The organism is Lentzea atacamensis (assembly GCF_003269295.1).
GTDB classification, from domain to species: domain Bacteria; phylum Actinomycetota; class Actinomycetes; order Mycobacteriales; family Pseudonocardiaceae; genus Lentzea; species Lentzea atacamensis.
The window spans coordinates 102,668-121,898 of sequence record NZ_QLTT01000001.1 but is presented as its reverse complement, the minus strand read 5'-3'; the positions used below and the strand labels follow the sequence as shown (position 1 = coordinate 121,898).

Sequence of the window (19,231 nt, the reverse complement as noted above, 5' to 3'; positions counted from 1 at the left end):
GACGGCGCCCCCTGCCAGTCCCTCATCTGCCCACCAGTCCCTCGGCCATCGTGTCCAGCAGGTACGACTCGAAGTCGGGCTCGTCGGGATCCAGCACGTGCCGCACCCACGCGGTGCGTTCGTGCGACAACGGCGGCAGCTCCCACACGCAGCCGATGAGGTCCTTCGGGATGACGCTGAAGTGTGTGAGGTCGGGGTCGGTCGAGCCGAGGAACGGCTGGTCGCCGGACACCGCGGTGCGGCAGTGCAGGACGTTGTCCCAGACCCAGTTGTAGGCGTTGAGGTACATGCCCGCGGCACTGCGGTGCAGCACGGTGACCGTGGCGGGCGGGGTCGGGTCGTCGAAGTCCGGGTAGATCTTGGGCAGGAACGCGTAGGCGGCCGCGCGGATGTCGTCGGTGATCTCGAGGCCGGGAGTGACGACCTCGTAGCGCTTGACGTGCCTGCCCGCGATGACCAGCGGTTCCTTGACCGCCAGCTCCTTCTCGTAGAAAGCCATGCGTCGAACATATGAGCTATCACTGACACCTTGTGGCAGTGTGTTCCGCGTGCGTGCGAGCCGGTTGGTGTCGTTGTTGCTCCTGCTGCAGACGAAGGGGCGGATGACCGCGCAGGCGTTGGCCGACGAGCTGGAGGTGTCGGTCCGCACGATCTACCGGGACGTGGAGTCGCTGCACGCGGCCGGGGTGCCGCTCTACGGCGACGCGGGTCCCGCCGGCGGCTACCAGCTCCTCGACGGCTATCGCACCCGGCTGACGGGGCTGACCGAGCAGGAGGCGGAGTCGCTGTTCCTGGCGGGGCTGCCGGGGCCGGCCGCCGAGCTGGGTCTCGGTGACGCGGTGTCGGCGGCGCAGCTCAAGCTGATGGCGGCGCTGCCGTCGCCCATGCGCGACCGGGCGTCCCACATGGCGGAGCGGTTCCACCTCGACGCGCCTGCCTGGTACTACGACCCGGAGCGCTCGCCGTTCCTGGAGCTCGTGGCCGACGCGGTGTGGCGCTCACGGCTGCTGGAGGTCTCCTACCGGCGGTGGCAGGCACCGGAGGAGGTGACGCGCGTGCTGCGGCCGTTGGGGCTGGTCCTGAAGGCCGGCCGCTGGTACCTGGTGGCTCAGGGTTCGTCGCGGATCTCCACCTACCGGGTGTCGCAGATCCAGGCGGCCTCCGTGCTCGACGAGTCGTTCGAGCGGCCAGCCGGGTTCGATCTCGCCGCGCACTGGACGGCGTCGCTGGAGGACTTCCAGGCCCGCCAGTACACCGGGGAGGCGGTGATCCGGTTGTCGCCGCGCGGCTTCGAGTCGCTCTCGTCGAACGTGCTGCCCGCGGTGGCGCGGGCGGCCGAGGAGTCCGCTGTGGACGACGACGGGTGGGTGCGGGTGACGATCCCCATCGAGTCGGTCGGGCACGCGACGGGCATGTTGCTGCGGATGGGCGGCGACGTGGAGGTGCTGGCGCCGGACGAGCTGCGCGACCAGGTCACCGCGGTGGTGCGGCGGCTGGCGTCGCTCTACCTGAGCTGATGAACGTGGCCGGGTGCCCGGACGTCATGTTTGGGCATCCGGTGTCCCGGTGGTCGTCGCCGGACTCGCGTTCACGGACGTGCGGATCGACGATCTACCGGCGGCCTGCGTAACCGAACCGGGCGAGGTGGTGCCACAGGTGTTTGACGACCTGTGGTGGCGCGTCGGCGTTCTCGAGGATGTGCGGGTCGACGAACCCGCCCTCGGCGATCTCCAGTCCCAGTGCGACGGACTCCGGGGTGCGGAAGTCCGCGTTGCGCTGGAGCTCCTCTGTGGACAGCCGGAAGCCGTCGTGCCGTTCGACCGGGCACGGCAGGCCGATGTCGCCGGTGAAGCTCGGGTCCAGCACGAGGGCTTCCACGTCGTCGAGCGTGACGGGGCCGTGGACGTGGGCCTCGATGTAGTCGTCGAGCGGGCCGCGGTCGTCGGCGTCGGCCAGTTCGATCAGCGCGAACCGTTGCGCGGTGCCGAAGTGGACGGGCTCGAAGACGCTGTCCGGGTAGCAGAAGGTCGTGCGGTCGAGGACGTCCTCCTTCAGCCGCAGGTGCGCCGAGCCGAACCTGGGCGCGCCGCCGCAGGGCAGCCGACGGTGGTTGAGCGCGCCGTACTTGGGGCGGTCGGCGGGGTTCGCGGTGTCGTAGGCGCCACCGAACAGACGGCTCTCCCAGTCCCAGCGGGCACCGCCGGGGTGGGCGGTGAGGCCGCCGTTGCTGGTGCCGGTCTCGAACTGGGAGCGGTAGACGCCGTCGCGAGCCAGGGCTTCGAGCACGCCGCGACCGGGGTGGAAGTTGAGCGTCACGCGCAGCTCGCGTGGCAGCGGACCGCCGCGCGAGCGTGCTGTGACGTGCTCGATCGCCCGCTCAAAGGTCACGGATCACCTTGCACGGGTTGCCAACGGCGAGCACGCGCGGAGGGATGTCACGGGTGACGACGCTGCCCGCGCCGATCACCGCGTTGTCGCCGATGGTCACGCCCGCGCAGACGATGACGCCGCCGCCGAGCCACACGTTGTTCCCGATGGTGATCGGCGCGGCGGTCTCGAAGCGCTGACGGCGGGCTTCGTGGTCCTCGATCGGGTGGAGCGCGGTGAGCAGCTGCGCGCGCGGGCCGATGGAGACGTCATCACCGATGGTGATCGTGGCGCAGTCCATCAGGATGGCGTCGTAGTTGAGGAAGCTGTTGGAGCCCAGGTGGATCTGGTAGCCGTAGTCGCACTGGAACCGCGGCATGACCCACGAGTCCTCGCCGATGGACCCCAGGAGCTCCTTGATGACGGCGTCGTCGCGGGTGGCGTTGAACTCGTCCACGAGCTGCTGTGCGCGACGGCGTTCGGCGACCAGTGCGGGGTCGGAGTCCTTGTACAGCTGCCCGTTCATCATCTTCTGCTTCTCGCTGATCACTCATCCAGAGTGCCGGACCGCAGCAGCGCGCGTGCCCGCTTCGCCGCGATCTCCATCAGCGCCGTCAGTTCCGCAGCGTCGTACCCCGGTGGCGGCTCGACCGCGAGCACCACAGGTGTGGTGGCCGGAAGGCCGGGTTTCGCGGGCAGCTGACCTGCGACGTCGCGCGAAACCACCACAGGTGTTCTGGTCCCGACGGGCCCCGCGACCCGTTGCTTGAGCGCGTCGAGGAGTTCCTGCTCCGGCTTGCCCTTCAACAGCAGCAGCACGAACGGGTCCGCGTCGAGCAGCCAGCCGACCTGGAACGCGAGCGCGGCGGCGTGCCGGCACGGCAGCTCCCAGCCCTCGCAGTCGCAGCCGGGTTCGAGGTCGCCGATGCCGGGCAGCAGGTCCACACCGGACTCTTCTGCGGCCGCGACGAGATCGCGCGGCATGTCGTTGTCCAGCAGGGCGGCGATGTGCCCGGCGTGTTCGGCGACGCGGTCGAGGAACCGTCCCCATTGGACTTCCGTCAGCTCGGGCACGAGGACCGTGGTGCTGTAGACCGTGTCGTCGTCGTGCACCTGGGCGTGCAGGCGGCCGGGGCTGACGGTGATCGGGCCGACGACGCCGGCGTGGGCGTAGCGGCGGCCCAGGCGCAGCAGGGTGGTGTCGAGGGCGGTGTCCTCCAGTGCCTTGACCCAGGCCTTGCCCCACCAGGTGGTGGCGACGCGGCGTTTCACCTTGGGGAACGCGGCGAATCCGCGTGCGGTCATCTAGAGGCTCCTGAGCTGGACGAGTTCGGCGAGTTCTGCGTCGGTCAGTTCGGTGAAGGCGGCCTCTCCCCCGTGCAGGACGGCGTCGGCGAGGTCGCGCTTGTCCTGCAGCAGCGCGGCGATGCGTTCCTCGACGGTGCCCTCGGTGACGAGCTTGTGGACCTGGACCGGCCTGGTCTGGCCGATGCGGTAGGCGCGGTCGGTGGCCTGGTCCTCGACCGCGGGGTTCCACCAGCGGTCGAAGTGGATCACGTGGTCGGCCCTGGTGAGGTTGAGCCCGGTGCCGGCGGCCTTGAGCGACAGCAGGAAGACCGGGGCGCGGCCCTGCTGAAAGTCGTCGACCATCTGCTCGCGCCGGGGCACGGGGATGCCGCCGTGCAGGAAGCGCGTGGGCTGCTTGATGTGCTGTTCGAGCAGGCGGGCCATGCCGACGTACTGGGTGAAGATCAGCACCGAGCCTTCCTCTGCGACGATCGTGCCGAGCAGTTCGTCGAGCAGGTCGAGCTTGCCGGACGTGCCCTGCAACGTGGAGTGGCCGAGGTAGTGCGACGGGTGGTTGCAGATCTGCTTGAGACCGGTCAGCAGCTTGAGCACGAGACCGCGCCGGGCCATGCCGTCGCTGCCCGCGATCTGGTCGAGGATCTCCCTGGTCAGCGCCTCGTACAGGGCCGCCTGCTCGGCGGTGAGCGAGACGGGCAGGTCGGTCTCGGTCTTCGCGGGCAGTTCCGGGGCGACGCCGGGGTCGGACTTGCGGCGGCGCAGCAGGAACGGTTTGACGACCTTGGCGAGAGTGTCGTCGGGTTCTGGCCAGCGGGTGCGGAACGCGCGGTGCGTGCCGAGCAGGCCCGGTGTCGTCCAGTCCAGGATGGACCACAGCTCGGCCAGCGAGTTCTCGACCGGGGTGCCGGACAACGCGACGCGGGCGGCGGCGGGGATCGAGCGCAGTGCTTTGGCGGTGCCGGAGTGCGGGTTCTTGACGTGCTGGGCCTCGTCGGCGACGACCATGCCCCAGCTGTGGTTGCGCAGTGCCTCGGCGTCCAGGCGCATGGTGCCGTAGGTGGTGAGCACGACGCCGGTGTCGGCGAGCGTCCGTTGTGGACCGTGGTAGCGGGTGACGGGGGTTCCCGGGGCGAACCGGTGGATCTCGCGTTCCCAGTTGCCGAGCAGTGAGGCCGGGCAGACGACCAGGGTCGGCTTCTCGTGGCGGCGGTGCAGGTGCAGGGCGATGAGCGTGATGGTCTTGCCGAGGCCCATGTCGTCGGCGAGGCAGGCGCCCAGGCCGAGGCCGGTCATGTGGGCGAGCCAGCGCAGGCCGTGGAGCTGGTAGTCGCGCAGTGTCGCCCGGAGCTCTGCGGGTGGCTCGATCTCGGGGATGGTGGTGATCGCGGTGGTGAGGCTGTGCGGGGCGACGTCGACGTGTTCGCCGTCGATGACCGCGGTGCCGGTGAGGGCGGCGGTGACGGCCTGGACGGCGGTGATCGGGGCGAGCTGCCGGCGTGCCTTCTGCCTGAGCTTCGGGTCGACGAGCACCCACTGGTCGCGCAGCCGGACGACCGGGCGGCTGGCTTCGGCGATGACGTCCATCTCGGCGTCGGTCAGGGCCGAGCCGCCGAGTGCCAGCTGCCAGTTGAACGTCAGCAGGTCGTCTGCCGTGAACTTGCCGCTCGGCTCACCGATGACGGCCTTCGCGGACAGCGAGGTGGTGAGGTTCTTGGGCCAGTGGACCTCGATGTCGGTGCCGAGGAGCTCGGCGACCTCGTCGTCGGTGAGCTCGGCCTGGTCGAGCAGGCGTTGCAGCGGTGGCCAGGTGGCGCGGCCGATCGCGCGGATGGCGTCGAGCTCGCGGCCGGAGCCGCGCACGTCCCGCGGGTAGGGGTCGGTGATGCCGCGGACCTGCACGATCGCGCGGAACCGCAGGTCGTCCGTCGTCTCGATGCGCAACGAGAGCTTGATCTGCTCGTCCGCCCACGTCTTGAGCTCGGGCACCTCGCGGGGTTCGACGCCGGCGAACGGTCCAGCTCCGGTGCGCGGCAGCACGTCCGCGACGGCGTCGAGGAACTGGCGCAGCTCGTCGTAGTCTCCGTGCGCCGCGAGCTGCCGCAGGTGCAGTTCGTCGGCGTGGTCGAGGGGTCCGATCCGCCAGGTGTCGTGGCCTGCTCCGGTCACGCTGGGCACGATCCGGCCGCGGGCGATGAGGGTGAGCGCGGTAGCGGTGGCCACTCCCCAGTAACCGTCGTCGTTCAGCGCGTCAGGCAAAGCTTCGAGCAGGGGTTTTCCGTCGAACTGTCCGAGTCTTGGCGGGTCGGCAGGCGCGAACATACTATGTACCGTACACCATACGGTACGGTAGGGTCACGTTCGTGATCGAACACACGGGCAGCGGTGACCCGGCACGGACGCTGGCGTTGCTGTGGCGCACCCAGGAGCGCACGAGCCGCAAGGGCAAGCCGGACCTGAGCGTGGACCGCATCGTGCAGGCGGGCATCGCGCTGGCCGACGCCGACGGGCTCAAGGCGCTGTCGATGCGCCGCGTGGCCGAGTCGCTGGGCGTGGGGACGATGTCGCTCTACACCTACGTCCCCGGCAAGGGCGAGCTGATCGACGTCATGGTCGACACCGTCCAGGCCACGACCGGGCGCGAGACGGCCGACGGCTGGCGTGCGCACCTCACCTACGTCGCTCGGGAGAACCTGGCGTTGTACCGGCGGCATCCGTGGTTGCTGCAGGTGGCGCCGTCACGCACGGTGCTGGGCCCGCAGGTGGCGGCGAAGTACGACTTCGAGCTGCGCGGACTGGACGGCATCGGCCTGTCCGACGTGGAGATGGACTCGGTGCTCAACCTGGTCCTCGGGCACGTGCAGAACTCGGCGCGCGGGCTGACGGCGTCGGCGGTGACCGAGAAGGAGACGGGGCTGACCGACCAGCAGTGGTGGGACGCGGCGGCTCCGTTCCTGATGACGGTGTTCGACCCGGCCCGCTACCCCGTCGCGGCACGGGTCGGCGGCGCTGTCGGGGAGGCGCACCAGAGCGCGTTCAGCCCGGAGCACTCGTTCGAGTTCGGGCTGGAGATGATCCTGGACGGAGTGGCGCTGCTGATCGCCGCGCGGGCCTGATCGGTGGCCCCTGGCTGCACGCGTGCGTGAGCGGTGAGCTTGATCGGGTAGTTACGGCCTGATGACACCTCGCGGGATGAGCGGGTAATTCCCACGCGGTGTCCCTCAACTGCCTACAGTTACGCCACGCGCGGTGGTGACGATCACCAGGGCGCGTGCACAGCTCCGCCACAGGGAGGCCCGCTCGTGGTGATCGACTCGCAGCCGCGGCAGGCGCTGGTGCGCCGGGTCACCGGTCTCGCGCGGTCGACACCGGGGCGGCTGAGCCTGATCATCGTGGTGCTGGTGCTGGCGAGTCTGGCGAGCGGATGGCTGACGACGTGGAGCGTGAGCCGGCACGAGCGGGCGCTCGACGACCTGGCGACGCAGTCGGAACCGCTCGCGCACGCGGCGCAGGAGGTCTACCGGTCGTTGCAGGACGCCGACGCGACGGCGGCGAGCGCGTTCCTGTCCGGTGGGCTGGAACCTCCTCAGCTGCGCGAACGCTACGAGGCGGACATCGCGCAGGCGCAGGCGGCGCTGTCGGTGGCGACGGCCTCCTCCCCCGACCTGACCGCGACACTGGCCGCCCAGCTGCCGGTCTACACGGGACTGATCGAGACGGCGCGGACGAACAACCGGCAGGGTTTCCCGGTGGGCGCGGCGTACCTGCGCGAGGCGTCGGGGCTGATGCGCACGCAGCTGTTGCCGGCGGCGCAGGAGCTGTACCGGGCGGAGACGGACCGGGTGGCCCGCGCGCAGGACGAGGCGAACTTCCCGTGGGGTTCGGTCGGGGTGGCGCTGGCGTTCGTGGTCGCGCTGGTGCTCACGCAGCGCTATCTGACCCACAAGACGAACCGGCTGCTCAACGTGGGCCTGCTGGTGGCGACGGCGGCGGCGGTGCTGTCGCTGCTGTGGGTCACCACGGTGTCGGTGCTGGTGATGAACGACGTCGGGGACTCCCGCACGGCGTCGCAGAAGGTCGACGTGCTGGCGCAGGCGCGGATCGCGACGCTGACCGCACGCGGTGACGAGACGCTGACGCTGGTCGCGCGGGGTGCGGGTCAGGCGTACGAGAAGAACTTCGTCGAGGTCTCCGACCGGCTGGAGGGTCTGCTGGACCACGCGAAGGCGCTCGAGAACACCGAGGCGATCGACCAGGCGATGCGGCACTTCCGCCAGTGGCAGCAGGTCCACCAGCGGATCAGGGAGGCCGACGACGCCGGTCAGTACAACGACGCGGTGGCGTTGATCGACAACCCGTACTTCGACTCGCTGGACCAGGACTTGGTGCGCGCGATCGGCGAGGCGCGGCAGGACTTCAGCGACGAGGTGGCGGTGGCGCGGGCGTCGCTCGCGGGCACGGCGGTCGGGGTGCTGGTACTGGCCGTCATCAGCGCGGTGGGGTCGACGATGGGACTGTGGCAGCGGCTCAAGGAGTACCGGTGAGGCGCTCAAGAACGTCACTGACGCTCGCGGCGGTCCTGCTGCTCGGCGCGTGTACGGCGGGCCCGGCGCCCAGCGAGATCGTGCCGCGCGAGGCTCCGGCGCCGCAGCCGGCCGACGCCAGCACGGTCACCGCCGCACCGAGCAGCTCGGCGGGTCCGGCGCCGTCGTGCGACGCGACGGCGAGCCTGCGGCCGGGGCCGTTGCCACCGGCGGGGCAGATGCCGGCGGGTTCGAACATGGACCGGATCCTCAAACGCGGCCGGCTGATCGCGGGCGTGGACCAGAACTCGTACCTGATGGGGTTCCGCAACTCGTTCACCGGTGAGATCGAGGGCTTCGACGTCGACGTGGCCCGCCAGGTCGCGAAGGCGATCTTCGGTGACGAGAAGAAGGTGCAGTTCAAGGTCGTCACCTCGGCCGAGCGGATTCCGATGCTGCAGCGCGGCGAGGTCGACCTCGTCGTGCGCACGATGACGATCACCTGCGACCGGCTCGAGCGAGTCGACTTCTCCTCGGTCTACTACCAGGCGGGGCAGCGGGTGCTGGTGCGCCGCAACTCCGGCATCACCGGCGTGGACAGCCTCGGCGACAAGAGGGTCTGCGTGGCGTCGGGATCGACGTCGCTGGGCAACGTCGTGAACCGGGTGAAGACGACGGTGAGCGTGCCGAACTGGACGGACTGCCTGGTGATGCTGCAGCAGGGGCAGACCGACGCGATCTCCACCGACGACACGATCCTCGCGGGGCTCGCGGCGCAGGACCCGTACACCGAGGTGGTGGGGGCGCGGTTCACCGAGGAGCCGTACGGCGTGGGCATCCCCAAGGGGCAGGAGGACCTGGTCCGGTTCGTCAACGGCGTGCTGGAGCGGATGCGTGCCGACGGCACGTGGAGCGGGATCTACCGGCGGTGGCTCAACACCCTGGGGCCGGCACCAGTGCCGCCTGTCGCTCGTTATCGGGACTAGGGAGGGGTCGCGAGATGAGTGAGGAACTGGATCTGCCCGCGACCGGGCCCGCGACGGCACCGGGGACCGCACCCTGGTCGGTGTCGCAGGAGGCCTCGCGGTCGAACTCCGGCCGGTCGCGCCGGGGCAGCGCGCGGTCGATGAGCCGTGGCCGGCTGGGTGCCGGCCTGGTCGAGGTGCCGCGGGTGCCGTACCGGGATCCGAAGACCGCGGTGCTGGAGAACCCGGAGGTGCCGGAGGCCAAGCGGTTCTGCTCGAAGTGCGGCAAGAAGGTCGGGCGGCGCAAGGACGGCAAGCCGGGCCGGGTGGAGGGCTTCTGCCCGCAGTGCGGCCACGCGTACTCGTTCACGCCGAAGCTCGAACCGGGTGAGGTGCTGCACGACCAGTACGAGGTGCTGGGGTGCCTCGCGCACGGCGGTCTCGGGTGGCTGTACCTGGCGCTGGACCACGCGGTGAGCGACCGCTGGGTGGTGCTGAAAGGCCTGCTCGACTCGGGCGACGCGGACGCGATGGCGGCGGCGCTGGCCGAGCGGCGGTTCCTCGCCGAGGTCGAGCACCCGAACATCGTGAAGATCCACAACTTCATCCGGCACGCGGACCGCAAGACCGGCAACCTCGTCGACTACATCGTGATGGAGTACGTCGGCGGCGAGTCGATCAAGGACATGATCACGCGCCGGCGCCGCGACGGCCGCGGTGACGAGGCGCTGCCGCTGGCGCAGGCCATCGCGTACGTGCTGGAGATCCTGCCGGCGGTCGGCTACCTGCACGGTGTGGGGCTGTTGTACTGCGACTTCAAGCCGGACAACATGATCCACACCGAGGAGCAGCTCAAGCTGATCGACCTGGGCGCGGTGCGGCGCATCGACGACCACCACTCCCCCATCTACGGCACGATCGGCTACCAGGCGCCGGAGATCGGCACGATCGGGCCGTCGGTGTACTCCGACATCTACACCGTCGGGCGGGCGCTGGCGGTGATGAGCTTCCCGTTCGACTTCCGCGGCCGTTGCAAGGACCGGCTGCCCACAGCGGACGAGGAACCGCTGCTGGGCCGGTTCGAGTCGTTCCACCGGCTGCTGCTGCGCGCCACGAACCCGAACCCGGAACTGCGTTTCGCGAGTGCCGAGGACATGGCCGACCAGCTCACGGGTGTGCTGCGCGAGGTGCTGGCGATCGAGGACGGCGTGCAGCGGCCGGGCCCGTCGCGGCAGTTCACCCCGGAACGGCGCCGCTTCGGCGTGGAGGGCGCGCTGGACCTGGCCGAGGTGGCGGGCGCGTTGCCGGCGCCGAGCGTGAGCACGTCGGACGCGGCCGCGTCGTGGCTCGCGACGGCGACGACGTCGGATCCGGCGGGTCTGCGCAAGGCACCGCAGCTCACCGTGGAGGTGCGGCTGCGGATCGTGCGGGTGCTGATCGAGTCCGGCGACACCGAGGCCGCGCTGCGTGAGCTGGAGTCGTTGACGACGCCGTCGCTGTTCGACGAGTCCGAGCTGGACCCCGAGGACTGGCGGCCCGACTGGTACCGGGGCCTCGCGGCGCTGACGGACAAGCGGACGCAGGACGCGATGGGGTTCTTCGACGCGGTCTGCTCGGCCGTGCCGGGTGAGGCGGCGCCGAAGCTCGCGCTGGGCGTGTGCGCGGAGGCCACAGGTGATCTGAAGGCGGCGGCGGGCTGGTACGAGCTCGTGTGGCGCACGGACCACGCGTACGTGTCGGCGGCGTTCGGCCTGGCGCGCGTGCTGCTCGCGTGCGGTGACCGGGCGCGAGCGGTCGACGTGTTGCTGTCCGTTCCGGACACTTCTTCACAACATCTCGCGGCGCAGATCGCGGCGGTGCGCGCGCAGCTCGGTCACGGCGACGCGGACGACCTCGTCGCGGCCGGGGAACGCTTGCACGCCTTGGACATCGACGTGCATTCGCACACCCAGCTGTCGGCGGAGCTGCTGGAGGCGGCGTACGACTACGTGACCCGCAATCAGGCCGCCGAGGGCAGGGTGCTGGACTGTGCACTCTCCGAACACGAGCTTCGGCTGGGTCTCGAGCGGCGCTACCGCACGCTGGCCCGGTTCGCGGCCACGCCGGAGGAACGGATCGCATTGGTGGACCGCGCGAACGCGGTAAGGCCGAGGACGTTGGTTTGATGGACACCCTGAAGTGCCCGGAGTGCTTCGCGCCTGTAGCGCCGGAAGACCGGTTCTGCGAGGCGTGCGGGCGCAACCTGCTGGTCCGCCGCACGCCGCTCGGCGGGCCGACCGGTCCCGCGCAGGCCTCGTGCATCCTGTGCGGCTCGCCCGACATCGATGACGAGGACTACTGCACCCAGTGCGGCCGTCACCAGCCATCGGCGCGTGACCGGGTCGAGTACACGCTCGGTGCGGTGTCCGGTGTGTCGGACCGGGGCAAGCGGCGGGCGCGCAACGAGGACTCGATGGCGTTCGGGCACGTCGCGGGCAAGGGTGTCGCAGCTGTCGTCTGCGACGGGGTGGCGTCCTCCGAGCGCGCCGAGCAGGCGTCGCAGGCCGCTGCCGACGCCGCGGTGGACGTGCTGCTGAACGCGTTGATCGACACCGCCGACCCGGAGCAGGCGATGGTGGACGCCGTCGCGGCCTCGTGCTTCGCGGTGGAGCAGCTGGTGGAGAACGAGCCGCTCGAGGCGGGCGGCCGGGGTGTCGCGCCGTCCTGCACGTTCGTGTCGGTGCTGGTCACGGAGACCACGGCGACGATCGGGTGGGTCGGTGACTCGCGCGCGTACTGGTTGTCCGACGAGGGCTCCAAGCAGCTCACGACCGATGACACGTGGGCTGCGCAGCTCGTCGCGGAGGGTGTGCTGACCGAGGAGCAGGCGCGCACGGACCGCCGCGCGCACGTGCTGTCGCGGTGGATCGGCGCGGACGCCGGGCGGGTGGAGCCGCAGGTCATGACGCTGCAGCCGACCTCGCCGGGGATGTTCCTGCTGTGTTCGGACGGGCTGCACAACTACCGGCCGCAGCCGGAGGACCTGCAGCCGTTGCTGCCGTGCGGGCCGGAGGAGTTCGTGAAGGTCGCTCTCGAAGCGGGCGGCCACGACAACATCACCGTCGTACTGGTGCCGTTCGCGCCCGCTTCATAGAGGAACGGCGGGAGCTCTGGCTGCTTCCGGGACTGCTTCGGCCGCGCCGGGCGGTCTGACGCGGGTGCTGACGAACAACGTCGGGTACGAGGCCGGCGGCCCGAACCGGGCTGGAAGGCGAACCAGTTTCCGGCGGTGCCGTCGTTCTGCTCGGTCCCGGACTTCTCGAACTTCACACGTTCTGGTGAATTCGCGCTGTCAACGGACGGTGGGATGTCGCGGCTGTATCCGGACGGCTCTGCCGTGGGGGTCGTGGCGGTGGTGACCGTCGCGGACACCGGTAGGCGCTGCTGAAATGGTGTGATGTGGAGGCCGGTGTTGATCGCGGTGGCGGTGGTTGTCACCATCGTCGCCGTGGTCTTCGCCTTTCAGCGCAAGCTGGTCTACTTCCCCTCCCCCGGTCCGCTGCCGTCCGCGGAGGAGGTTCTGCCTGATGGGCGCGATGTGCGGCTGGTGACGGCGGACGGCCTGCTGCTCGACGGGTGGCACTTCGAGGTGCGCGACGCGCCCGCGACGGTGATCGTGTTCCCCGGCAACGGCGGCAACCGGCTGGGGCGGGTGCCGCTGGCACGTGCGCTGACCGACCGAGGGTTGTCGGTGCTGCTGTTCGACTACCGCGGTTACGGCGGCAACCCCGGCACGCCCTCGGAGGAGGGCCTGACCTACGACGCGCGGGCGGCGTTGGACCTGATCGACGGCCCGGTGATCTACTTCGGCGAGTCGCTGGGCGCCGCGGTCGCCGTCGAGCTCGCGACCTACCGCGCGCCTCTGGGGCTGGTGCTGCGCTCCCCGTTCACGTCGCTGGCGGCGGCCGGGTCGCACCACTACCCGTGGCTGCCGGTGAAGATGCTGTTGCGGGACAAGTACCCCGTGGCCGAGCGGGTGTCCGCTGTGGACGTTCCGACGGTCGTGGTGCTCGGGACGGCGGACAAGATCGTGCCGCCCTCGCAGAGCCGCGAGGTGGCGGTGGCGGCGCGGGCGAAGCTGGTCGAGGTGGCCGGCGCGGACCACAACGACGAGGTGCTGCTCTCGGGTCCGCAGGTGGTCGACGCGGTGCTGTCAGTCGGCTGACGGCGTGATCTCGCCGGAGCCGCGGCGCACGATCGAGGCGGGGACGACGGCGTGCACGGGCGGTGAGGTGTCGCCGTCGATGCGGGCGAAGATGAGTTCGGCGGCTTTGCGGCCGATGCCGGGGACGTCCTGGCGCACGACGGTGATGCCGGGTTCGAGCATGTCGGCGAGCGGGAAGTCGTCGAAGCCGATGAGTGCGACGCGGTGCTGCAGGCGGCGGGCGCGCAGGACCCGCATGGCGCCGACGGTGACGAGGTTCTGGGCGGTGAACAGGGCCGTGGGGGGTTTGGCGAGGTCGAGCAGCTCTGTGGCGGCGACTTCGGCGAGGTCGGCGCCGTGCAGGTCGGTGCGCACGAGCTCCTCGCGCAGGGTGAGACCGGCCTGGGCGAGGCCTTCGAGGTAGCCGGTGTAGCGCTCCTGGCTGGTCCACAGGGTGCGGCGGTCGCCGAGGAACGCGATGTCGCGGTGGCCGAGTGAGGCGAGCTGCAGGACGGCGTCGCGGGAGCTGTCGCGGTTGGTGGTGGTGACGCAGTCGGTGCCGCCGAAGGTGGGTGGCCGGTCGACGAGCACCATCGGGGTGCCGCGGTCGCGTTCCTGCTGCAGCGCGTCCTGGTGGCCGCCGACGGCCATGACGACGACGCCGTCGACGCGGCGGGCGGACAGCGACAGCAGCAGTTCGCGTTGCATGGAGTGGTCGTCCTCGCTGCTGCCGGCGAGCACGAGGACGCCGCCCTGCCGGGCGCGGTCCTCGACGGCGCGCAGCAGGGCCGAGTCGAACGGGTTGGACAGGTCCTCGAACAGCACGCCGATGGTGGCGCTGCGGCGGTCGGAGCGGCGCAGGCTGCTGGCGGTGAGGTTGGGCCGGTAGCCCAGGGTGCGGGCGGCGGCGCGGACGCGTTCGACGACTTCCGGGCCCGCGCCGGGCAGGTCGTTGATGACCCGGGAGACGGTCTTGGTGCTGACCTTCGCCAGTGCCGCGACGTCACGCATCGTGGGTTCGCGTCGTTCTCCTGCTTGATCCATGTCCACCCACCCCGGGTAACGCTTGCGTAACGGCCGCTTGTCGCGTCTTCTCACGGAAAGCTAGCGTCAACGATGACGTAACGGAATACCCGGTTCCGACTCTCCTGGTTCGAACGGGCCGGGTTGACCAGGATCTTCCGCACCACATGGTTTGAGTACTCGCGTAACCGCGCCCATTTCTGCAGTTCGCTCGGTTACGTCAACGTTGACGTAGGAGGAGTCATGTCGCGCAGAGCGTTCGGGCTGACGGCGGCGGCGTTGCTGACGCTGTCAGTGGCGGCCTGTGGGAACGGCGGTTCGTCGGGCGGTGCGACGCTGGTCGGCCTGGTGACCAAGACCGACACGAACCCGTTCTTCGTGAAGATGAAGGAGGGCGCGCAGCAGGCGGCGTCCTCGCAGGGTGTGACGGTGCAGTCGTTCGCGGGCAAGCAGGACGGTGACAACCAGACGCAGGTCGACGCGATCGAGAACCTGATCGCCTCGGGTGCGAAGGGCATCCTGATCACGCCGAGCGACTCGAAGGCGATCGTGCCGTCGGTGGACAAGGCGAGGGCGGCGGGTCTGCTGGTGATCGCGCTGGACACGCAGCTGGAGCCGGCGAGCGCGGCGGACGCGACGTTCGCGACCGACAACTACAAGGCCGGGTTGCTGATCGGCCAGTGGGCGAAGGCGAAGTTCGCCAAGGAGGGCAAGCAGGCCAAGATCGCGCTGCTGGACCTCAACCCGAACCAGGTGTCGGTCGACGTGCAGCGCGACCAGGGCTTCCTGGAGGGTTTCGGCGTCGACGTGAAGGACAAGAACAAGATCGGCGACGAGTCCGATCCGCGGATCGTGGGCCACGACGTGACCGACGGCGCGCCGGAGGGTGGCCGTACGGCGATGGAGAACCTGCTGCAGAAGGACCCCGGCATCAACCTCGTCTACACGATCAACGAGCCCGCGGCGGCCGGTGCCTACGAGGCGTTGAAGGCGGCGGGCAAGGAGAAGGACGTCGTGATCGTCTCGGTCGACGGCGGCTGCCCCGGCGTGGAGAACGTGAAGTCGGGCGTGATCGGGGCGACGTCGCAGCAGTACCCGTTGAAGATGGCGCAGCTGGGTGTGGAGGCGGTCGCGAAGTTCGCCAAGGACGGCTCGAAGCCGCAGAACACCGACACGGGCGTCACGCTGATCACCGACCAGCCGGCCGAAGGGGTCGAGTCGAAGGACTCGGCGTTCGGTCTGCAGAACTGCTGGGGCTGAGCTGATGACGACAACGGCTACCCGGCCTCCCTCTCCGTTGCCGGAGCAGCGGGACCGGTCGGTGCTGACGCGGCTTCAGCACCTGTTGCACGCGCAGGCGACGATCGGGCCTGCGGTGGTGCTGCTCGCGGCGATCATCGTGTTCGCGCTGCTGTCGGACCGGTTCCTGACGCCGGGCAACATCTCGCTGATCCTGCAGCAGGTCGCCGTGGTGGGCACGCTCGCGGTGGGGCAGACGATCGTGATCCTGACCGCGGGCATCGACCTGTCGTGCGGGGCGATCATGGTGCTGACGTCGATCGTGATGGCGAAGGTCGCGGCGGACACCGGTCTGCCCGGTCTGCCGGCGTTGCTGCTGGGTTTCGTGGTGGGCACGCTGTGCGGGCTGCTCAACGGGTTGCTGGTGACGCGGCTGAAGCTGCCGCCGTTCATCGTCACGCTGGGCACGTTGAACGTGTTCTTCGCGTTGAACCTCTGGTACTCCGCGAGCGCGACGATCCGTGGCACGGACATGCCGTCGCTGCTGCTGTGGACCGGTCAGACGGTGAACATCGGCGGCACGCGCATCACCTACGGCTCGATCATGATGGTGGTCCTGGTGGCGGCCATGGCGTTCGTGCTGAAGAACACCGCGTGGGGCAGGCACGTCTACGCCACGGGTGACGACTCCGAGGCCGCCCGCCTGTCCGGTATCCGCACGTCGCGGGTGTTGCTCAGCGTCTACGCGACCGCGGGCCTGGTGTACGCGCTGGCGGCGTGGACGTTGATCGGCCGGATCGCGTCGGCGTCGCCGCAGGCCGGGCAGCTGGACAACCTCGACTCCATCACCGCGGTGGTGATCGGCGGGACGTCGCTGTTCGGTGGCCGCGGCGCGATCGTGGGGTCGTTGCTGGGCGCGTTGATCGTCGGCGTGTTCCGCAACGGCCTGGCGCTGGCGGGTGTGGACGTGCTGTGGCAGACGATGGCGGTCGGTGTGCTGATCATCGTCGCGGTGTCGCTGGACCAGTGGATCAGGAAGGTCAAGCCATGACCACACCGGTGTTGCAGGCGACCGGCCTGGTCAAGCGGTACGGCAAGGTGACGGCGCTGGCGGGGGCGGACCTGGAGCTGCTGCCCGGTGAGATCCTCGCCGTGATCGGCGACAACGGCGCAGGCAAGTCGTCGCTGATCAAGGCCTTGTCGGGCGCGGTCGTGCCGGATGAGGGCGAGATCCTCCTCGACGGGGAGCCGGTGTCGTTCTCCACGCCGATCGACGCGCGGAAGGCCGGCATCGAGACGGTGCACCAGTCGCTGGCGGTGTCGCCGTCGCTGGACATCGCGGCGAACCTGTTCCTGGGCCGGGAGAAGCGCCGCAAGGGCGTGCTCGGTTCGGTGTTCCGGATGCTCGACCGCAACGGCATGCGGGAGGAGGCGCGCCGCCAGCTCGACGCGCTGGGGATCATGACGATCCAGAACCCCGGCCAGGCGGTGGAGACCCTGTCGGGCGGCCAGCGCCAGGCCGTGGCGGTGGCGCGCGCGGCGGCGTTCGGCAGCCGGGTCGTGATCATGGACGAGCCTACGGCGGCGCTGGGCGTGCGGGAGTCGCGGGCGGTGCTGGACCTGATCCTGCAGGTCCGCGACCGCGGCTTGCCGGTGATCCTGATCAGCCACAACATGCCGCACGTGTTCGAGGTGGCCGACCGCATCCACATCCAGCGCCTCGGGCGCCGCAAGGCGGTGGTGGACCCGCGGTCGGTGTCGATGTCGGACGCGGTGGCGATCATGACCGGGGCGATGGAGCCGCCGGAAGCCGCCTAGGCGGTGCCGAAGGGGTTGTCGATCATGTACCGCCACCGGCCGTCCGCGCCTTTGCGTGCGACGTCGGTGGCGGTGCCGTTCACGTCGCCGATGGTCCAGTCGACGATGAGCAGCGCGATGCCGTCGTGTTCGTAGACGTGGCGCGGCCTGACCTCGATCGGCAGGCCGAGGTCGAGGAACCGCTGGTTGGCTTGGCGCCTGGCGGTGGCGGTGAGGGTCCGGCCGGGTTCGGGGACGAAGAGCCCGCCCGGTTCGTAGACGGCGTCGACGGCGTCGACGGCGTCGGGGTCGCGGGAGTTGAACGCGGCGGCGAACTCGTGGGCCACACTGACGGGGTGGATGGTCATGCTGCCAGCGTTGCTTCTCGCGAAATGGGTCACCAAACGGTGACCTGGGACCGGCCGACCGCGGACTGCCCGGTGGAGGTGGCGCTGGCGGCGATCAGCGGCCGGTGGGCGACGCTGGTGCTGCGGGACCTGATGCGCGGGCCGCGGTCGTTCTCGCAGTTGCGCGCCGGGCAGCCGTCGTTGAGCGCGAAGGTGCTGACCGAGCGGCTGGAGTCGTTGGTGGCGCAGGGGTTGGTGTCCTGCTCCCGCTCCCCCGGCTTTCCTGTGCGGACGTCGTATTCGCTGACGTCGAAGGGGTTGCTGCTGCGGCCGTTGCTGGAGCAGTTGTACCGCACGGGTGAGGCTCTACTCGGCGAGTTCCCGGATCACTGACTCCAGTGGCGCGATGACGTTGCGGGAGCCCATCAGTTCTTCGGAGATGAGCACCTTGGCGGGTCCCAGCCGGCGCCAGAACTGGCCTTCGACCGGGATCTGGAGGATCTCGAGGGTGAAGATCGGTCTGTGTCCCAGTTCCTGCTCGAGCTCGGCGAGCAGTTCGTGCAGCGAGGCAGAGAAGGTTCTGCTGACCTCGTCCCGCGCGTGCCTGGCTTCGGGCGACCACGGGTCGTTCCACCGCAGGTAGGCCTCACGCAGCCGTTCGGGCAGCCCGAACGGCTCGCGGCCGGGGCCGGACGGGTCGGACTCGAGCCACCAGCGGTCCCACGCCTGTGCGAACCCCGGTGGTACCTCGACGTCGGTCAGCCGCGGGACGGGTGGCTTCAGGCGTGGCACCGAGTCCGCGGTCGGTGTGCTGATGCCGAGTGCGTCACGGACGAACAGGGCGAAGGTGCCGCCGTCGCCGCTCGAGATCACCCACGTGGAATCTCCGCGGAAGTCCATGGACCACGGTAGCGGCTCGGCTACTGCGTGAGCTCGCGGATCACTGACTCCAGTGGCGCGATGACGTTGCGGGAGGCCTTGAGCTCCTCGGAGACGAGCACCGTGTTCTTGCGCAGGCGTCGCCAGAACTGGCCCTGGACGGGGATCTCGATGACGTCGAGCTCGAACAGCGGTGTGTGGCCGAGCTCCTCGGTGAGCTGATCGACGACCTCGTTGAGCGCCTCGGAGAACGACACCATGGCCTCATCGCGGTGCAGTGTGGCCTCGGGCGACCTCTGGCCCGTCAGCCACTGGCCGTAGGCGTCACGCAGGTCTTCGGGCAGGCCTGCGGGCCAGCGGCCGGGTACGTGCTCGGCGCCGCCGGTGACGAGGGACTGCGCCCACCACCGGTCCCACGCCGGCCCGAACGTCTCGGGCAGCTCGACATCGCGCACGCGCGGCACCGGCGGGGTGAGCGGGGGGATGGAGTCGGCGGTGGGTGTGCTGATGCCGAGTGCGTCACGGACGTAGAGGGCGAAGGTGCCACCCGGTCCGCTCGACACCATCCACCGCCTGTCGCCGGGGTGAAGGTCCATGTGTCACGGT

The 19,231-nt window shown here is 70.0% G+C and carries 21 protein-coding genes; 11 read left to right on the top strand and 10 right to left on the bottom strand.

Annotated features, from left to right (window positions below; all coding sequences use genetic code 11):
• Nucleotides 1-22: 22 nt before the first annotated feature.
• Nucleotides 23-499 carry a hypothetical protein gene (locus C8D87_RS00585; protein ID WP_109637031.1) on the bottom strand — a complete coding sequence of 159 codons (477 nt, stop codon included), beginning with the start codon at nucleotides 497-499 and terminating at the stop codon, nucleotides 23-25.
• 49 nt (nucleotides 500-548) lie between these two features.
• Between C8D87_RS00585 and C8D87_RS00580 the strand changes: the two genes are divergently transcribed.
• A complete protein-coding gene (locus C8D87_RS00580; RefSeq protein ID WP_112226185.1) occupies nucleotides 549-1,517 on the top strand; it encodes a helix-turn-helix transcriptional regulator in 969 nt (322 codons plus the stop codon).
• A gap of 94 nt (nucleotides 1,518-1,611) precedes the next feature.
• Here the strand turns inward: C8D87_RS00580 and C8D87_RS00575 are convergent, their stop codons facing one another.
• From C8D87_RS00575 to C8D87_RS00560, 4 genes are read right to left on the bottom strand one after another with little or no spacing between them, the layout of a single operon-like run.
• Nucleotides 1,612-2,388: a DUF3626 domain-containing protein gene (locus tag C8D87_RS00575; RefSeq protein WP_233441834.1), complete on the bottom strand. Its 777-nt coding sequence runs from the start codon at nucleotides 2,386-2,388 to the stop codon at nucleotides 1,612-1,614.
• Nucleotides 2,378-2,896, bottom strand: coding sequence for a sugar O-acetyltransferase (locus C8D87_RS00570; protein WP_407656927.1), 519 nt, complete (start codon nucleotides 2,894-2,896; stop codon nucleotides 2,378-2,380). The genes C8D87_RS00575 and C8D87_RS00570 overlap by 11 nt, the downstream gene beginning before the upstream one ends.
• A 17-nt stretch (nucleotides 2,897-2,913) precedes the next feature.
• Nucleotides 2,914-3,672, bottom strand: coding sequence for an SWIM zinc finger family protein (locus C8D87_RS00565; protein ID WP_109637033.1), 759 nt, complete (start codon nucleotides 3,670-3,672; stop codon nucleotides 2,914-2,916).
• A complete protein-coding gene (locus tag C8D87_RS00560; protein ID WP_112225123.1) occupies nucleotides 3,673-5,991 on the bottom strand; it encodes a DEAD/DEAH box helicase in 2,319 nt (772 codons plus the stop codon). It lies immediately after the preceding gene.
• Nucleotides 5,992-6,032: 41 nt separating this feature from the next.
• On the opposite strand from C8D87_RS00560, the gene C8D87_RS00555 reads away from it, so the two are divergent.
• Nucleotides 6,033-6,785: a TetR/AcrR family transcriptional regulator gene (locus tag C8D87_RS00555; RefSeq protein ID WP_215732119.1), complete on the top strand. Its 753-nt coding sequence runs from the start codon at nucleotides 6,033-6,035 to the stop codon at nucleotides 6,783-6,785.
• Nucleotides 6,786-6,971: 186 nt separating this feature from the next.
• Complete coding sequence (locus C8D87_RS00550; RefSeq protein WP_233439562.1) at nucleotides 6,972-8,213, top strand: hypothetical protein; 1,242 nt, start codon at nucleotides 6,972-6,974, stop codon at nucleotides 8,211-8,213.
• Here the strand turns inward: C8D87_RS00550 and C8D87_RS48815 are convergent.
• Complete coding sequence (locus tag C8D87_RS48815) at nucleotides 8,197-8,451, bottom strand: hypothetical protein (protein ID WP_325049604.1); 255 nt, start codon at nucleotides 8,449-8,451, stop codon at nucleotides 8,197-8,199. The genes C8D87_RS00550 and C8D87_RS48815 overlap by 17 nt on opposite strands.
• On the opposite strand from C8D87_RS48815, the gene C8D87_RS00545 reads away from it, so the two are divergent.
• The 4 genes from C8D87_RS00545 (at nucleotide 8,450) to C8D87_RS00530 (ending at nucleotide 13,361) form a co-directional block, all read left to right on the top strand.
• Complete coding sequence (locus tag C8D87_RS00545) at nucleotides 8,450-9,178, top strand: glutamate ABC transporter substrate-binding protein (RefSeq protein WP_325049603.1); 729 nt, start codon at nucleotides 8,450-8,452, stop codon at nucleotides 9,176-9,178. The genes C8D87_RS48815 and C8D87_RS00545 overlap by 2 nt on opposite strands.
• Before the next feature lie 14 nt (nucleotides 9,179-9,192).
• Nucleotides 9,193-11,322, top strand: a complete 2,130-nt coding sequence (locus C8D87_RS00540) for a serine/threonine-protein kinase (RefSeq protein ID WP_109637035.1) — start codon at nucleotides 9,193-9,195, stop codon at nucleotides 11,320-11,322.
• Nucleotides 11,322-12,290 carry a PP2C family serine/threonine-protein phosphatase gene (locus tag C8D87_RS00535; RefSeq protein ID WP_112225122.1) on the top strand — a complete coding sequence of 323 codons (969 nt, stop codon included), beginning with the start codon at nucleotides 11,322-11,324 and terminating at the stop codon, nucleotides 12,288-12,290. The genes C8D87_RS00540 and C8D87_RS00535 overlap by 1 nt, the downstream gene beginning before the upstream one ends.
• Nucleotides 12,291-12,593: 303 nt before the next feature.
• A complete protein-coding gene (locus C8D87_RS00530; protein WP_112225121.1) occupies nucleotides 12,594-13,361 on the top strand; it encodes an alpha/beta hydrolase in 768 nt (255 codons plus the stop codon).
• Here the strand turns inward: C8D87_RS00530 and C8D87_RS00525 are convergent.
• Entirely contained in the window at nucleotides 13,350-14,384 is a 1,035-nt protein-coding gene (locus C8D87_RS00525) for a LacI family DNA-binding transcriptional regulator (protein ID WP_112225120.1), read from the bottom strand. The genes C8D87_RS00530 and C8D87_RS00525 overlap by 12 nt on opposite strands.
• 222 nt (nucleotides 14,385-14,606) lie before the next feature.
• On the opposite strand from C8D87_RS00525, the gene C8D87_RS00520 reads away from it, so the two are divergent.
• From C8D87_RS00520 to C8D87_RS00510, 3 genes are read left to right on the top strand one after another with little or no spacing between them, the layout of a single operon-like run.
• Complete coding sequence (locus tag C8D87_RS00520) at nucleotides 14,607-15,623, top strand: sugar ABC transporter substrate-binding protein (RefSeq protein WP_109637038.1); 1,017 nt, start codon at nucleotides 14,607-14,609, stop codon at nucleotides 15,621-15,623.
• A 4-nt stretch (nucleotides 15,624-15,627) separates the two neighbouring features.
• Nucleotides 15,628-16,653, top strand: a complete 1,026-nt coding sequence (locus C8D87_RS00515; protein ID WP_109637039.1) for an ABC transporter permease — start codon at nucleotides 15,628-15,630, stop codon at nucleotides 16,651-16,653.
• On the top strand, nucleotides 16,650-17,420 hold the full coding sequence (locus C8D87_RS00510; RefSeq protein ID WP_109637040.1) for an ATP-binding cassette domain-containing protein: 771 nt from the start codon (nucleotides 16,650-16,652) through the stop codon (nucleotides 17,418-17,420). Before C8D87_RS00515 ends, C8D87_RS00510 begins: the two co-directional genes overlap by 4 nt.
• Here the strand turns inward: C8D87_RS00510 and C8D87_RS00505 are convergent.
• Nucleotides 17,417-17,767, bottom strand: a complete 351-nt coding sequence (locus C8D87_RS00505) for a YybH family protein (RefSeq protein ID WP_112225119.1) — start codon at nucleotides 17,765-17,767, stop codon at nucleotides 17,417-17,419. The genes C8D87_RS00510 and C8D87_RS00505 overlap by 4 nt on opposite strands.
• 39 nt (nucleotides 17,768-17,806) lie before the next feature.
• Between C8D87_RS00505 and C8D87_RS00500 the strand changes: the two genes are divergently transcribed.
• Complete coding sequence (locus C8D87_RS00500; protein WP_233441833.1) at nucleotides 17,807-18,139, top strand: winged helix-turn-helix transcriptional regulator; 333 nt, start codon at nucleotides 17,807-17,809, stop codon at nucleotides 18,137-18,139.
• Here the strand turns inward: C8D87_RS00500 and C8D87_RS00495 are convergent.
• On the bottom strand, nucleotides 18,113-18,646 hold the full coding sequence (locus C8D87_RS00495; protein WP_112225117.1) for a hypothetical protein: 534 nt from the start codon (nucleotides 18,644-18,646) through the stop codon (nucleotides 18,113-18,115). The two genes, C8D87_RS00500 and C8D87_RS00495, sit on opposite strands and share 27 nt — an antisense overlap.
• A 20-nt stretch (nucleotides 18,647-18,666) precedes the next feature.
• A complete protein-coding gene (locus C8D87_RS00490; RefSeq protein ID WP_112225116.1) occupies nucleotides 18,667-19,221 on the bottom strand; it encodes a hypothetical protein in 555 nt (184 codons plus the stop codon).
• Between the last annotated feature and the right edge of the window lie 10 nt (nucleotides 19,222-19,231).